General features: G+C 67.9%; 8 protein-coding genes. 4 read left to right on the top strand and 4 right to left on the bottom strand.

Annotation, left to right across the window (positions count from 1 at the left end; genetic code table 11):
- Positions 1-60 precede the first annotated feature (60 nt).
- The 3 genes from BEK98_RS29995 (at position 61) to BEK98_RS29985 (ending at position 8,814) form a co-directional block, all read left to right on the top strand.
- Positions 61-1,053: a class I SAM-dependent methyltransferase gene (locus BEK98_RS29995; protein WP_094219835.1), complete on the top strand. Its 993-nt coding sequence runs from the start codon at positions 61-63 to the stop codon at positions 1,051-1,053.
- A gap of 260 nt (positions 1,054-1,313) precedes the next feature.
- Positions 1,314-8,462, top strand: coding sequence for a polymorphic toxin-type HINT domain-containing protein (locus BEK98_RS29990; RefSeq protein ID WP_094219834.1), 7,149 nt, complete (start codon positions 1,314-1,316; stop codon positions 8,460-8,462).
- A gap of 4 nt (positions 8,463-8,466) precedes the next feature.
- Complete coding sequence (locus BEK98_RS29985; RefSeq protein ID WP_143684180.1) at positions 8,467-8,814, top strand: hypothetical protein; 348 nt, start codon at positions 8,467-8,469, stop codon at positions 8,812-8,814.
- A gap of 87 nt (positions 8,815-8,901) precedes the next feature.
- Here BEK98_RS29985 and BEK98_RS29980 read toward each other — a convergent pair whose 3' ends face one another.
- From BEK98_RS29980 to BEK98_RS29965, 4 genes are all read right to left on the bottom strand, one after another.
- A complete protein-coding gene (locus BEK98_RS29980) occupies positions 8,902-10,650 on the bottom strand; it encodes a glycoside hydrolase family 35 protein (protein ID WP_094219832.1) in 1,749 nt (582 codons plus the stop codon).
- A 170-nt stretch (positions 10,651-10,820) separates the two neighbouring features.
- The gene (locus BEK98_RS29975; protein ID WP_094219831.1) at positions 10,821-12,170 is read right to left on the bottom strand and encodes an ABC transporter substrate-binding protein; all 1,350 of its coding nucleotides are present in this window, start codon (positions 12,168-12,170) and stop codon (positions 10,821-10,823) included.
- Between the two features lie 128 nt (positions 12,171-12,298).
- Positions 12,299-13,228: a carbohydrate ABC transporter permease gene (locus BEK98_RS29970; RefSeq protein WP_094219830.1), complete on the bottom strand. Its 930-nt coding sequence runs from the start codon at positions 13,226-13,228 to the stop codon at positions 12,299-12,301.
- A gap of 3 nt (positions 13,229-13,231) precedes the next feature.
- Positions 13,232-14,149: a carbohydrate ABC transporter permease gene (locus BEK98_RS29965; protein WP_094219829.1), complete on the bottom strand. Its 918-nt coding sequence runs from the start codon at positions 14,147-14,149 to the stop codon at positions 13,232-13,234.
- 340 nt (positions 14,150-14,489) lie between these two features.
- Between BEK98_RS29965 and BEK98_RS29960 the strand changes: the two genes are divergently transcribed.
- Positions 14,490-15,488 (top strand): LacI family DNA-binding transcriptional regulator, encoded by a 999-nt coding sequence (locus BEK98_RS29960; RefSeq protein WP_094219828.1) that lies wholly within the window; start codon positions 14,490-14,492, stop codon positions 15,486-15,488.
- Positions 15,489-15,683: the final 195 nt, after the last annotated feature.

Raw genomic sequence — 15,683 nt, 5'->3', positions numbered from 1 at the left:
TGGTCGATCTGTTCGAGACATTCCGACAGTGATCGAGAAAAGACTGAAAGGAACCCCTGGATGACAGCGAACCAGAACCCGGCCCGTGAGACGGCAGCGGACGCGGCGGGAGCGGCCGCGCTGCTGGAGATCGGCGACCGGATCGGGGTGCTGCCGCACATCGACAAGGGCCAGCGGGTCGACGTCGACAGGCTGGTGTCGGCCACCGGGCTGCCGAGGCAGAGCGTGGCGAACTACCTGGAGGCTCTGACCTCGGCGGCGCTGGTGGTCGAGTCGGACGGGACGTACCAGGTGGCGTCGGACTTCGACCAGATCCTGTACGAGTCCGGGTACCTGTCCTGGGCGCTCAACGCGAACCGGCCCTTCGTGGAGAACGCGGTCGAGTTCCTCACCGACAACGTGGCCGCCGGCAAGCGGCACAGCCGCGACGGCCGGCAGGTCGCTGTGAGTTCGCAGTGGATGGGTTCGTTCGGCTTCTATCCCGTGGCGCTGCGGACCATCCTCGACGCCCGTCCCTCGCACGTGGTCGACCTCGGTGCGGGCACCGCCCGGCTGCTCATCGAGATCATGCTGACCCTGCAGGACACCACGGCCGTGGCGCTCGACCTGGACGCCGAGGCGTGCCGGGAGGCGCAGCTGGCGGCCGAGCGAGCGGGGGTGGCCGACCGGATCACCGTGTACGAGCGGTCGATCCAGTCGGTGGCCTCCGACCCGACGCCGGTGAAGGACGCCGATGTGGTGCACGCCGGGTTCGTCTTCCACGACATGATGCCCGAGGAGGAGGACATCGCCGACCGGACCCTGGCCAATTGCCGGGACGCGTTGCGGCCGGGCGGCATGATGGCGCTCACGGAGGCGGTGCCGTACGTGCCCGACCCGAGGGAACGCCGGTTCAGCGCGATCGTGACGTACTACCACCAGCAGTTCATGCGTAGGCGGTTGCTCAACGAGCAGGAGTGGACCGACAAGCTGCTGTCGGCCGGCTTCTCGGACGTCCGGTGCCTGCCGCACCGGTTCCCCACGGGCCGGCTGTTCATCGCGAAGAAGCACTGAACCACAGCGGGTGCGGGGCCGACGGCCCCCGCCCGGGTCCTGCTGCCGGGGGTCCGTCCATCGCCCATGGATCGTCAAGTATCAGTTCACAGACTGCAATTGATGGATCTGCACTGACTTGCGTTCGAGTCCGGATGATTCCTTTGCTGTTCATGTGCAGATGCTTTGCGACTTGTGTCGACTCCACGCCCTAGCGTGAGCGCCTGCGGGGGGCGTGGACGACTTGTGTCTCCCTCTTGGACCAGGAGGGGACGTAGAACATGGCGTGGACCACGGGGTGGAGATCCGGCCGGGCGACCCGGGTCGCCCGGCGGGTTCGGCGCACGGCGGTGATCAGCACAGGCACCCTGGTGCTGGGTCTGCTGCCGGCCGGTGTGGCCGTCGCGGCCTCTCCGGAACACCGACACGTGTCGGCGCCGGCGGCTCCGCACGACAAGCGGATCCCCTTCACTCACGCCACGCCCAAGCGCGGCCCCGCGCGGAAGGGGTTCAAGCACTTCGACCCGGCCGGGCACGCGAAGCTCCCCGCGCCGGGCAGCGCCGAGGTCACGCTGCCCGTCGCGGCTGCCTCCACGCGGCTGACCGCCAGGGCGACTCAAGTGCGGGCCGGTCACACACCCGTCCTGCTCGCCGCCGGAGCCGGTACTCGGCCTGCGGCCACCGCCGTCACCGAAGCCCAGCGCGTGCGGGTGACCGTGCTGGACCAGAAGGCCGCGCACGCGGCGGGTGTTCACGGTCTGCTCTTCACTCTCCAGCGCACCCGCCCGGGTGGCGGAAAGGTCGCACTGCGGGTCGACGACTCGTCGTTCCGCTACGCCTTCGGCGGCGACTTCGCCGCGCGCCTGCACCTGGTACAGCTGCCCGCCTGCGCGCTGACCACGCCGAAGCTGGCCAAGTGCCAGGTCCAGGCTCCGGTGCGCACCGCTCCCGGAACGCCGCTGTCCGCGCAGGTCTCCGTACCTGGTGCGGCCGTGGCCGCTTCCAGTGCCGTCGGCTCGGCCCGGTCGGCGACGGCGTCGTCCGGCGCGATGGTCGTCATGGCCGCGACCTCGGGCACCTCGGGCTCCGCCGGTGACTACTCGGCGACGAGCCTGTCGCCGGGCGGCTCCTGGTCGACCTCGGGAAACACGGGCGCGTTCACGTACAGCTACCCGATCTCGGTGCCACCGGCGACCGGCGGCGCGGTCCCGAACGTCGATCTCTCCTACAGCTCCTCCAGCCAGGACGCGCGCACCGAGGGGACCAACAACCAGTCCTCGTGGCTGGGCGACGGCTGGAGTTCGACGGAGAACTACGTAGAGCGCACGTACAAGTCCTGCAAAGACGACTCCTCGTCCGGGGCGCCGAAGAACGACGGCGACCAGTGCTGGGCGGGCCAGATCCTCACTCTGTCGCTGAACGGCAAGTCCACCGACATCGTCTACGACGACTCGACCAAGACGTTCCACCCGGCTGACGACAGCGCCACCACCAAGATCGAGGACTTGACCAACGCCACGAACGGCACGGCGAACGGCGAGTACTTCAAGGTCACCGAAGGGGGCGTGCAGTACTTCTTCGGCCTCAACCGGCTGCCGGGCTGGTCCAGCGGCAAGGACGAGACGAAGTCCGTGTGGACCGAGCCGGTCTACCACGCCCACGGTGGCGTATCCGACTGCCCGGACAGCACGGACTTCGCGTCCACCTCGTGCACGTTGGGGTACCGGTTCAACCTGGACTACGCGGTCGACACCCATGGCAACGCCACGGCCTGGTACTACTCGCCGGAAACGGGCTACTACGGCGCGGACGTGAAGGACACCGCGGTTTCCTACATCCGCGGCGGCACCCTGTCCCGGATCGACTACGGCATGACGTCGTCGACGGTCTACTCGGGCACCGCGCCGGCGCAGATCCTCTTCGACACCGCGGAACGCTGCATCCCGGGCACCCCGTCCGGCAACACATGCGCCGACAGCCAGTTCACCGCCGCCAACGCCGCGTACTGGCCGGACGTGCCGGTAGACCTGAACTGCACCTCGGGCTCGACCAATTGCACCAACCACGGCCCGAGCTTCTGGTCGCGCAAGCGGCTGACCACGATCACCACGCAGATCCAGGTGGGCGGGGCGACGAAGCAGGTCGACAAGTACAGCTTCACCGAGTCCTTCCCGGACGGCGGCGACCACGCCCCCACCCTGTGGCTGGACTCCGTCCAGCACACCGGCCTGGACACCCTGGGCGGCGCCACTGGCAGCACCTCCACGCCGACGGTGAGTTTCGACCCGCCGCTGCAACTGCCCAACCGGGTCGGGACGATCCCGCAGATGCCGCTGATGTACCACGACCGCATCCAGACGGTCACCAGCGAGACGGGCGCCGAGACCACCGTCACCTACGACCGCCCGGACTGTTCCAGCGCCCCGGCGAGCGACCCGAACGACCCGACGGACGCGGCAGCCCAGACGTTCGCGTCGACCAACACGCTCTCGTGCTTCCCGGTGTACTGGACGCCGACGGGTCAGCCGGCGCCATGGATGGACTGGTTCTACAGGTACAAGGTCAGCTCGGTCGTCACCGAAGACAAGCACAACTCCTACCAGGACGGCACCCAGCCCGAGCTGGAGACGGACTACGCCTACAAGGGCAACCCCGGCTGGCACCACGACGACAACGAACTCGTCAAGGCCAAGAACCGCACCTGGGGGCAGTTCCGGGGCTACCCGGAGGTGGACGTCACCACCGGTGACCCCAACGTCTTCCACAAAACGAACGGCGCCCAGGTCCACGACCAGAAGACGCTGACGAAGACGTACTACTTCCTGGGCATGAACGGGGACACCCTGCCCGGCGGCAAGACCCGTTCGGTGCCCGCCCTGACCAGCCAGGACGGTGCCACGTCGGTCGCCGACGACAACGCGCTGGCGGGGCAGACGTTCGAGACCGACACCTACACCAGCGCCACGGGCAGCCTGGACAAGGCTGTTGTGAGCGTGCCCACGGTCATCGGTCCCACGGCCAGCCGCAACCGCAGCGGCCTGCCGGACCTGACGGCACAGATGGTCCGCCCCGCCAAGAGCCTGACCCGTCAGTCCGTGTCGTACGGCTGGCGCAAGACAGAGGCCGACACCTTCTACAACACGACCCTGGGCAAGTCCACGACGGGCATGGCCGTTCAGGCCGACGACCGGGGCGAGACCGCTGACAGCGACAACGTCGCCAAGTGCACCTACACCCGCTATCTCACCGGGAGTCCGGACACCCTGGTGCTGCCGGCCGAGACCATCACCACGGCCCAGGACTGCTCCAGCGCCGGCGCCACCCCCAGCGGCACGCTGATCGCCGACACCCGCACCTCCTACGACACCAACGGCTTCGCCTATGACGGCGACGGCCAGCAGAACCCGGCCCTGCCCAAGTTGGGTGACGTCACCCTGGTCCAGAAGGCGTCGTCCGCCAGTGGCGCGACCGGCACGGCCTTCGTCGACCAGACCGCCACCCGATACGACTCCTACGGCCGTGCCACGAAGGCCACCCGAACCCCCAACTCCACCTCGCCGGACGGCAAGAGCCTCGCCCAGACCGTCCTCACCTCCTACACTCCCGCCAGCGGCGCGCTTCCCACCAGCAACACGACCATCACCCAGGTCACGCCCGGGGTGGACTGCTCCACGGTCACGGTCTCGTCCAAGGACTGCCAGCTCACCACCGCCACCCTGGACCCGGCCCGGGCCCTGCCCACCGCCAAGACGGACGCGGCCGGCCTGCTGACCTCACTGACGTACGACGCGCTCGGCCGCCTCACGGCGGTGTGGCTGCCGAACGAGGTCAAGGCCAACAGCGCGCCGGCGAACATGACCTACACCTACAGCCTGTCCCAGTCGGCACCGTCGGTCGTCGCATCCAACTCGCTGCTGGACAGCGGTAGTTACCAGACCAGCGAGACGCTGTACGACGCCATGCTGCGGCCGCTCCAGGTCCAGGCGACGGGGGAGAACTCCAGCACCGAGGTCTCGGACACCCAGTATGACTCGCACGGCTGGACGGTCTCCACCAACAACGCCTACGCCGTGGGCGGCAACCCCGGCAACGCTCTGATCTCGGTCTCCCAGGTCTCTCTCCCCGACACCACCGTCACCGACTACGACGGGCAGGGCCGGGCCGACCTGGTCACCGAGGAGCACGACGGCGCCAAGACCTGGGCCACGACCACCGCCTACACCGGGGACAGGACCACCGTCCTGCCCCCGAAGGGCGGGGTTGCCTCCTCCAAGGTGGTCAATGCCCGCGGTCAGACCACCGAGCTGGACCAGTACACCAGCGCGCCGAGCCTGTCCGGGTCCGCCGCCTCCGGCTTCACCACCACGGGTGGTACCACCTCGGCCACCACCTATGGCTACACCGCCGCGGGTCAGCAGCATCAGGTCACGGGCCCGGACAAGTCGGTGTGGACGTTCGACTACGACCTGCTCGGCCGCAAGAAGTCCCAGACCGACCCGGACGCGGGCGGGAGCAGCTACGGCTACGACGACGCGGGCAACCTGACCTCTGCCACGGACGCCAAGAAGGTCGAACTCGACTACACCTACGACCTCCTGGGCCGCAAGCTCACCGCCACGGACAAGTCCAAGTCCAACTTCCAGTTCGCCTCCTGGGCGTACGACACCCTGCGCATCGGCCTGCCGACTTCCTCCACCCGCTACGTCCAGGGCACCACCGGCGGCTACACGGTCGCCACCACCGGCTACACCACCCTCGGCAAGCCCACCGGCACGAAGATCACCCTGCCGGCCTCCGAGGCGCCGCTGCCGTCGACGTACACCACGACCTACACGTACTCGACCAACGACCAGCTGCTGAAGACCCAGGCCGACCCGCGCACGCAGGGCCTGAACAACGAGACGATCACCTACGACCGCGACGCGCTGGGCAATCCGGCGAGGACCAGCAGCAGCATCAACACTTACGTCGACGCGACCGTCTACACCAACTACGCCGAGCCGTCCAAGGTCACCTTCGGTGCCTCGACCAACCCGGCGTGGGCGACGTACAGCTACGACGACCAGACCCGTCGGCTGACCGACCGTCTGGTCGAGCGGACCCAGGCGCCCGGACCCACGGTGGACGACACGAAGTACTCGTACGACGCCTCGGGTAACCCGACGTCCACCACCGACCAGCAGTCGGAGACCGGCAACACGGTCACCGACCAGCAGTGCTACAGCTACGACACCCTGGACCGGCTGACCGACGCCTGGACCGCCAACGACAACTGCGCGGCCAACCCGCCCACCAGCAGCACCCTCACGACCAGCCCCGGTTCCTACTGGCAGTCCTTCAGCTACGACGCCATCGGCAACCGCCACCAGAGCGTCGACCACGCCATCGGCAGCTCCGGCACCACCAGCACCACCACCTACACCGACGGCTGCACCACCAACTGCACCCCCACCGGCGCCCAGCCCCACACCCTGACCGCCACCACCGGCGGCACCAACCCCACCAACTTCGTCTACGACGCCGACGGCAACCTGCACACGCGCACGCCTACCACCGGTCCGGGTCAGAGCCTGAGCTGGGACGACGAGGGTCACCTGGCCGAGGTCGACACGACCGGCTCCAGCCCGACCGCGACCAAGTACCTGTACGACGCCGACGGCAACCAGCTCATCCGCCGTGACCCGGCGCAGACCACCCTCTTCGCCGGCGACACCGAGATCGTCGTCAACACCGGCGTCACCCCCAACGTCCTGCTGGGGGCGCTGCGCACCTACACCCACGGCGGCGCCGCCGGACAGCCCGTCGCGGTCCGCTCCAGCCTGTCCGGCGGCGGACTGAAGTACCTGTTCACCGACCCGCACGGCACCGCGGCCCTGGCCATGGACGCCACCACCCAGCAGGTCGCCCGCCAGCAGTACACCCCCTACGGCCAGCAACGCTCCAGCGCCAACACCACAGCCTGGCCCGACCCCACCCGCTCCTACCTCGGCAAACCCCAGGACACCAGCACCGGCTACACCGACATCGGCGCCCGCAAGTACGACCCCACCCTCGGCCAATTCATCAGCGCCGACCCGATACTGGAAACGACCAGCCCCCAGCAGCTGGGCGGCTACACCTACGCCGCTGACAACCCGGTCGCCTCGTCCGACCCGAGCGGGCTCGAATCCTGCTACCCGCACTTCTGCTCCGGCAGTAACGGCACCTACGGGACCTACAAGTCGCACAACGACCCGGAGTCGTCCGACTACGACGGGACCAGCTACGACGCCCCCGGTGACGAGGGCTCACTGCCTCCGATGAAGCTCTTGAAGAGCTTCAACCGGGCCCATCCCATCCCGACCGTCAGGATGATGGCGCGGTACGGGACCTACCGTGCGGACCTCTCCCCGCTGCGTAACGTCGAGCTCTATTTCCGTGAGCGGTGCAACGGTGAAGATCTTCTGTGGACCAGCTCCTGCCAGGGGTTCCAGCAGTTCTATCACCACTGGGACGACATCAAGCACGTCCCGAGCAACCCTTGCGAGGCCATAAGCCTGTGCCAGTCTCTCGGTGATCTGGCCGCGGGTATGGCCGGCGGCGGCCTCGAGGGCCTGGAGGAAGAGGCTGTGCTGGAGGGTGTTCCCTTCTGCAGCTTCGATCCGCGGACACCGGTGCTGATGGCAGGCCGGAAGACCAAACCCATCGGCAAGATCAAACCGGGTGACCGCGTCGAAGCCGCCGATCCCCACACCGGCAGACACCAGGGTTCTCGTAAGGTCCTGGCCAGACTCGTCCACCACGACGACGACCTCGTCGACATCACCGTTCAGACCGCACCAGGCCACTCCTCGATCATCCACACCACGTCCCATCACCCCTTCTGGGACGACACGGATCACACGTGGGTGCCGGCGGGCCACCTCAAGACCGACCACGTCCTGAACACCGCCACGAACGGGCACGTCCGCATCCTCACCGTCCGGGCACGCCCGGGCGCGGCGGACATGTACAACCTCACCGTCCAGCAACTGCACACGTACTATGTGCTGGCCGGTACCACGCCGATCCTGGTTCACAATTCCAACGGCTGCCCCACGTCCATTGCGCTGGGACTTACGGAAACCGAGGACAACCCGTTCTCGCTCGCCGACTTCGCAGACCGCACCGGCGCCAAGATGTACACCGACTGGCCTCAGGACTCGAGTTGGATGACGACTGTCAGGAACTCTCTTGCTCCGAAGAGCAGTACGCAGATTCACTTCAATCTCGACGGAATCGAGGACCCTGTCGGGCTCGCCGAATCACAAAAAGGCGTAGCCTCTCCCGACCCTGGTGACTACACGGCTTGGGAGCTGGCGCAGATCAAGGCCGCCCCAGCGTCTGCGCAAGCCCGAGTAACCTGGTATTCGGACGGCGAGGTCGTCGGCAACCCGTTCTCCGGAGGCTGAAGCCGTGAAGGATCTGGCGATGGATGATCACCAAGAGGAACTTCCTCTGCACTTCGGGCGCCCGTTTCGCCCGTGGCTGTACGAGGTGTCTCACCGCAGACTCGTCTTGCGAAGCCAGGCCGGTGGCGAGTTCGGCGAGACGGTGGACGTCGTGTTCCTGGACGTGTTGGGGATGAAACTGAAATCCAACTACGCCAGCTTGTCGATCGCCCCTGCCGAACACCTTGCCGAGATCGACGATTTCGTGAACATCCCCGAGCGCCATCGCTCTCGCTACATGAAGCTCATCGTCTCGGACGGGGTTGGCGAAGGGTTCGTAGTGTGTGGAACTTTTCACGTCCTTAGGGAGTGAACCGGGATCCGACGGTGTGCGACCAGGGGTGCCTGGAGGGGGCAACGTCCTCTCCAGGCACCCCATTGCGTCGTGGTGGACGTCCGGCTATTCCTCTGTCGGTCCGAGGTCGGGTGTGGCACGCAGATCGATGGTGCGCGCCAGGTGGGCGGCGTGCAGCTCCAGCACGGTGATCTCGTTCGGCCCCGGGCGCAGGACGGGTCCGGGCACGTAGAGCGAGCGCTGGGGACCGCGGGACCAGAACCGGCCGAGGTGGAAGCCGTTCACCCACACGTTGCCCTTGGTCCAGCCGGGCAGGTGGACGAAGGTGTCGGCCGGTACGTCGACGTCGAACGTGCCGCGGTGGAAGACCGGACCCACGGCGGGCGGGCCGCTCGTGAAGGCGAGCCCGTCGAGCGAGTGCAGGGGGAGCGGGTGCTGGGTCCAGCCGGTGAGTTCGGTGCCGTTGAGGCGGACCTGCCCGAGGAGTCCCTTCCGGTCGTGGATGGCCGGCCCGTAGTTGACCCGTCCCTGGTTCTCCACCAGCAGGCGCAGGACGCTGCCCGCGCGCGGGACGACGAGAGCGATGGCGTGCTCGTGGTTCTCACGCTCCAGGACGCCGACGGGTTGGCCGTCGACGAAGATCTGGGCGCGGTCGCGTATGTCCTCCAGCTCCAGGAGCGCGGGGCCTGCCGTGGGCAGGACGGTCTCGTAGAGGACGAATCCGAAGTCCTGCCCGAGCTGTTCCATGGTCAGCGGGCGCTCGGCGGTCACCGGGGCGCCCAGGGCCGGCAGGTTGTCGAACAGCGCGGCGCTCTCGGCCAGGGCGACGCCGAGTGCGGTGAACTTCGCGCCGCGCCGGGGTACCGGATCCGTCGGCACGGGCGCGTACTTGGCGATGACCTCGCGGAACGCGTCGTACTTGTCGGTGGGGTCGCCGCTCTCGTCGAGGGGGGCGTCGTAGTCGTACGAGCTGACGGTGGGCCGGTAGGTGTGCTTGTCGTTGGCGCCGTTGGTGAAGCCGAAGCTGGTGCCGCCGTGGAACATGTACAGGTTGACCGACGCGCCCATGCCCAGCAGTTCGTCGAGTTCCTGGGCGGCCTGGGCGGGGTCACGGGTGACGTGGTGACCGCCCCAGCGGTCGAACCAGCCGTTCCAGAACTCGGTGCACATCAACGGGCCGGTGGGCTGGTGGGCGCGCAGGGCCGCGAGCCCGCGCCGGGACTGGCTGCCGAAGTTGGCGGTGGCGAGCGTGCCGGGGAGGGTGCCGCGTGCGAGATCGCCCGGCTGGTCGCAGGTGAACAACGGGACGTCCACGCCCAGGCCGCGCAGCAGGTCGGCCAGGTGGGCGAGGTGGGCGGTGTCGTCGTCGTAGGCGCCGTACTCGTTCTCCACCTGCACCGCCAGGACGGGACCGCCACGGGTGGCCAGTCGGTCCAGCAGCGGGGGAAGCAGTCGGGAGAAGTAGTCCGCCACGGCGTCGAGGTAGGTCTGGTCCTGGCTGCGCAGGCGGATGCCGGGGGTGGACAGGAGCCAGGACGGCAGGCCGCCGCCTTCCCACTCGGCGCAGATGTACGGGCCGGGACGCAGCAGGACGTACAGGCCTTCGGCGGCCGCGAGGTCGAGGAAGGCCGGGAGGTCGAGTTCCGCGTCGAGGCGGAAGGTGTCGGGCCGTGGCTGGTGGAGGTTCCACGGGACATAGGTCTCGACCGTGTTGAGGCCCATCAGACGGGCCTTGCGCAGACGGTCGGCCCACTGGTCGGGGTGCACGCGGAAGTAGTGCAGGCCACCGGAGATGATCCGGAACGGCTCTCCGTCGAGCGTGAAGTTGTCGCCTTCGATCTGCAGGACGGGCATGGCGCTGGGTACTCCGTAAGTCGTCGGGCGGCCCAGGGGGCCGGATGCAGCTGATCCGCTCGTTGCGGCGGTGGTCAGGGGTTCCGCCCCTGGGCCGGGTGGTCCCAGCGGCACGGAGGACACCCGCGAGACGCGGGGGAGGTGTGCCGCCGGGGTCCGGCTCGGCGGTGTTACTTGCCGGTGGTGAAGCCCTGTTCGCTGCCGTACTTGACGGAGGCGTCCTGCCAGGACTTCAGGCCGGAGGACAGGGTGGTCTTGGAGACGTAGGCCTTGCCCACCGTGTCGTTGAAGATCGAGTTGGCGTAGACCTGGAAGGGCAGGTACTGCCAGCCGGTCACCGCGTTCTTGGCGGATGCGGAGAAGACCTGGTTGGCCTTCTGGCCGCCGAAGTACGGGAAGGGGGTGTTCAGGAAGGTGGGCGAGTTCAGGTCGGCCACGGTGGCGGGGAAGGCGCCGCCCTTGATGCGGTCCTGGACGCCCGCGCCGGCGTTGGCGAACTTCAGGAACCCGTAGGCGAGGTCCTGCTTGGTGCTGGACTTCATGACCGCGAGCGAGCTGCCGCCGTTCTCGGAGCTGGCGGTCTGGCCCTTCTGCCACTGCGGCAGCGGTGCGACGCGCCAGTCACCCGAGGCCGAGGGGACACCCGAGCTGAGGTTGGCGGGCATCCACGCGCCGATGGCGAGGGTGGCGATGGTGCCGTCGCCCAGACCCTTGTACCACTGGTCGCTCCAGGAGGTGATCGGTGCCACCAGCTTGTCGGAGAGAAGCTTCTGCCAGGTGCCGGCGAACTTCTTGCTGCCCGCGTCGCCGAAGTCGACGGAGACCTTGGTGCCGTTCACCGTGTAGGGGTGGCCGCCGGCCTGCCAGATCATGCTGGTGGTGAAGCCGGCGTCGCCGGCGTCGTTGGTGATGTACGCCTTGGGGTTGGCGGCGTGCAGCTTCTGGGCGTCGCTGACGTACTCGTCCCAGGTGGTGGGCACCTTGAGCTTGTACTTGTCGAAGACCTTCTTGTTGTAGAAGAGCGCCATCGGCCCGGAGTCCATGGGCAGCGCGTACACGCCTCCGTTCAGGCTGACGGAGTTCCACGGGCCGGGCGAGTACTGCTTGGAGAGGCTGGACGCGCCGTACTTGGACAGGTCCTGCAGCGACTTGCCGAGCGCGAACTGACCGAGCGCGTAGTACTCGATCTGGGCGACGTCGGGCGCGCCTCTGCCGGCCTGGACCGCGTTCTGCAGGGCGGTGTACTGCTTGTCACCCGTACCCGCGTTGACCAGGTTGACGTGGACCTTGGGGTACTTGGCCTCGAAGTCGGTGACGACCTTCTTGAGGGTGGGCTCCCACGCCCAGACGGTGATCGTTCCGCCCTTGTTGAGCGCCGCGTCGAGGGCCGAGGCGGACACCGCGCCGCCGTCGGAGCCGGAATCCGAGCTGGAGTTGCTGCTGCATGCGGTGAGGGCGAGCGCGGCGGCGCACACCAGACCGGCGCCACGCAGCGTGTGGCGGACAACCTTGGTTCTCATGGGAGGACTCCGATGCAGAGGTGGGTGGAGGAGGGGGTGGCAGGTCGGGATGGCCCGGCGGCGATGCTGCGCCGCGGGTCGTGTGGAGGGGGTGTGTCAGGAGAGCAGGGATGTGCCCGGGAGCGGGATCACTCCTTGACGCTTCCCGCGGACAGGCCGGACTGCCAGTACCGCTGGAGCAGGAGGAAGGCCGCGATCAGGGGAAGGATCGTGAGCAGAGAGCCGGTGATCACGAGGTTGAACACGGGTTCGCCGCCGGCGGTGGCCGCCTGGTCGTTCCAGGCGTTGAGGCCGAGCGTGAGCGGGTACCAGTCCGGGTCCTTGATCATGATCAGCGGCAGGAAGTAGTTGTTCCATGTCGCGACCGTGGTGAACAGGAGCACGGTGACGATGCCGGGGGCGAGCAGCGGAAGGCTGATCTGGAAGAAGGTGCGCAGCTCGCTCGATCCGTCGACCCGTGCCGCCTCCAGCAGTTCGCCCGGGATCGACTCGGTGGCGAAGACCCACATCAGGTAGAGCCCGAACGGGGAGATCAGCGAGGGGATGATGACGGCCCACGGCGTGTTCGTCAGGCCCATCTTGCTGAACATCAGGAACGTGGGGACGGCCAGGGCGGTCGCGGGAACGGCCACGGCGCCCATGACGACGGCGAGGACGGTCTTCTTGCCGCGGAAGTCGAACTTCGCCAGGCCGTAGCCGCCGAGCACGGCCAGGAACGTGGCGCCGCCGGCACCGAGCACCACGTAGAGCAGGGTGTTGAGCAGCCAGCGGCCGAAGATGCCGTCGTTGTAGGTGAGCGTCTGCCTGATGTTGTCCCAGAGCGCGAAGTGGCCGCTGAACCACATGCCCGGGGAGTCGAGCAGGGTCTTCTCGGTCTTGGTCGCGCTGATCACGAGCCAGGCCAGCGGAACCAGCGTGTAGAGCAGCACCAGGCCGGTGAGGAGAGTGAGCGGCAGACTCCGGCGGGGGCGATCGGCCGAACGACGTAGACGTGCTGTTCGAGATGCGGGGGCGGACGGTGTACGGGGCCGGGTCGGGGCGTCGGTGACGGTGGACATCGGTCACGCCTCCTTTCGCATGCCGCGCAGCTGGAAGGCGTAGGCGACGATCATGGTGATGACACCCATGACGATCGCCACGGTCGCGGCGTAGTTCTGCTGTTGCCCCGCGAAGGACAGCGAGTAGGTGTAGACGTTCGGGGTGTAGTAGGTGGTGATCGCGTTGGGCGCCAGGCTCTTGAGGATGCTCGGCTCGTTGAACAGCTGGAACGTGCCGATGATCGAGAAGATGGTGGCGATGACCAGGGCCCCGCGGATCGCCGGCAGCTTGATCGCCGTGATGACCCGCCACTGCCCGGCGCCGTCGATCTCGGCCGCCTCGTACAGGGAGGCGGGGATGACGCGCAGCGCCGAGTAGAAGATGAGCATGTTGTAGCCGACGAACTCCCAGGTCACGATGTTGCCGATGCTGGCGAGGATGAGCCCCGGCGACAGCGGGTCGGGCAGCGAGACGCCGAAGGTGCGGTTGATGTCCCCGACGAGACCGAAGCGCGAGCCGTAGAGGAAGCCCCACATCAGGGTCGCCACGACGGCCGGGACCGCGTAGGGCAGGAACACCGTGATGCGGAAGAAGTTCTTTCCGTACAGCCGCCCGCTGTCCAGTGCCAGGGCGACCAGCAGGGCGATGCCGAGCATGACGGGGACCTGGACGGCCAGGAAGAGCGCCACCCGCCCGAAGCCGGACCAGAACTGCGCGTCCTCGAAGGCCTGCCGGTAGTGGTCGAGTCCGACGAAGGTGGTGCCACCGATGAGGCGGTCCTGGAACAGGCTGAGGTAGATCGAGTACCCGATGGGCGCGAGGAAGACCAGAGCGAAGACGGCCAGGAACGGCCCGATGAAGCCCCAGCCGGCCAGTCCGGTTCGGTTCCGTCTGCGCGGCGGGGCTGCGCGGCCGGCAGCGGGGGGTGAGGTGATCGTCATAACCGTCCCGTGATGAAGGTGGTGTCGCGCTGCTCGCCCACGGCGCCCGCTACAACGCGGCGTGTACGGCAGTGGCTGATGTTTACGTAAACATCGACGGGTTCGAGTGCGTGACGTTTGCGTAAACATGGGATTGGGTGTGATGTTTACACTGCACCTGGAGAAGCGTCAAGGGCGGACTTGGGCCCGCTGCGTGTTGCGGGCGTGTTACGCCGGGTTACCACCAGGAGGGGGATACGTGAGCAGGGCAAGGGACGTAGTGCCGTCCACGGAAGTCGCTTCCGTCGCATCCCCCGCGGACGTCGCGGAGGGCGGACGCCGAAGGCGGCGAGGGGCGTCCATGGCCGACGTCGCACATCTGGCGGGTGTCTCTTCGCAGACCGTCTCCCGGGTCTCGAACGGCAGCCAGGGAGTGGTCGAGGAGACGCGTCAGCGCGTCCTGGCCGCCATGAAGGAACTGGGCTACCGGCCCAACAGCGCCGCCCGCGCCCTGAAGGCCGGCGAGTTCCGCACGCTGGGCGTCATCCTGTTCACCCTCTCGACGACGGGCAACGTCCGCACCCTGGAGGCGATCACGGAGTCGGCGGCGATGGAGGGCTACGCCATCACGCTCATGCCGGTGGCCGTGCCCACCCAGACCGGCCTGCACGGAGCCTTCACCAGGCTGGGCGAGCTCGCCGTGGACGGGATCATCGCGATCATGGAGGTCCACCTCCTCGACGCCGCCACCATTTCGCTTCCCCCGCACATCCAGGTCGTCGTCGCTGATTCCGACGCGGGCGATCGGTACAGCGTGGTCGACACCGACCAGAGCGAGGGCGCGCGCATGGCCGTCCGGCATCTGATCGACCTCGGCCATGACACCGTCTGGCATCTCACGGGGCCGGAAGGATCCTTCGCGGCCCAGCGGCGCGCGGACGCCTGGCAGAGGGTTCTTCAGCAGGCGAACCGCACCGTGCCTCCCCTCGTCCGGGGCGACTGGTCCGCCAAGTCCGGCTATGAGGCGGGCCTGTGGCTGGCGGACCAGCCCGGATGCACCGCCGTGTTCGCGGCCAACGACCAGATGGCACTCGGACTGCTCCGCGCGCTCCACGAGCGCGGCAAACGGGTTCCGCAGGACGTCAGCGTGGTCGGCTTCGACGACATCGCCGACGCGTCCGACTTCATCCCTCCCCTCACCACCGTCCACCAGGACTTCGGCGAGGTCGGCCGGCTCTGCGTCCAAGGAGTGCTGCGGCAGATCCGCAACCAGGCCGCTGACCAGGGCACCACCCTCGTCCCCACCCGGCTTGTCCTGCGGGACAGTACCGCCGCTCCGCCGGACCGTCGGGCCCGGTAGGGGGTCGGAGCACTCGCGGGGTGGCCTCATCGGCCTTCCGGGGCGTGCCCGAACGAGCGGCAGGGCTGACGGTGCCTCAGATGGCTCTACTTCCACCAGAATCAAGCAGTAACGCGCAGAAGCCTTCTATCAAAAACCAACAAAATGCGAGATGACGCCTTGACGGCAGGCAGGTTTCAGGACTGTCATGGGCTC

The sequence above is a fragment of the Streptomyces diastatochromogenes genome (assembly GCF_002242805.1).
Taxonomy (GTDB): Bacteria; Actinomycetota; Actinomycetes; order Streptomycetales; family Streptomycetaceae; genus Streptomyces; species Streptomyces diastatochromogenes.
The sequence above is the reverse complement of the archived record's forward strand: the minus strand, read 5'-3'. Positions and strand labels throughout refer to the sequence as shown.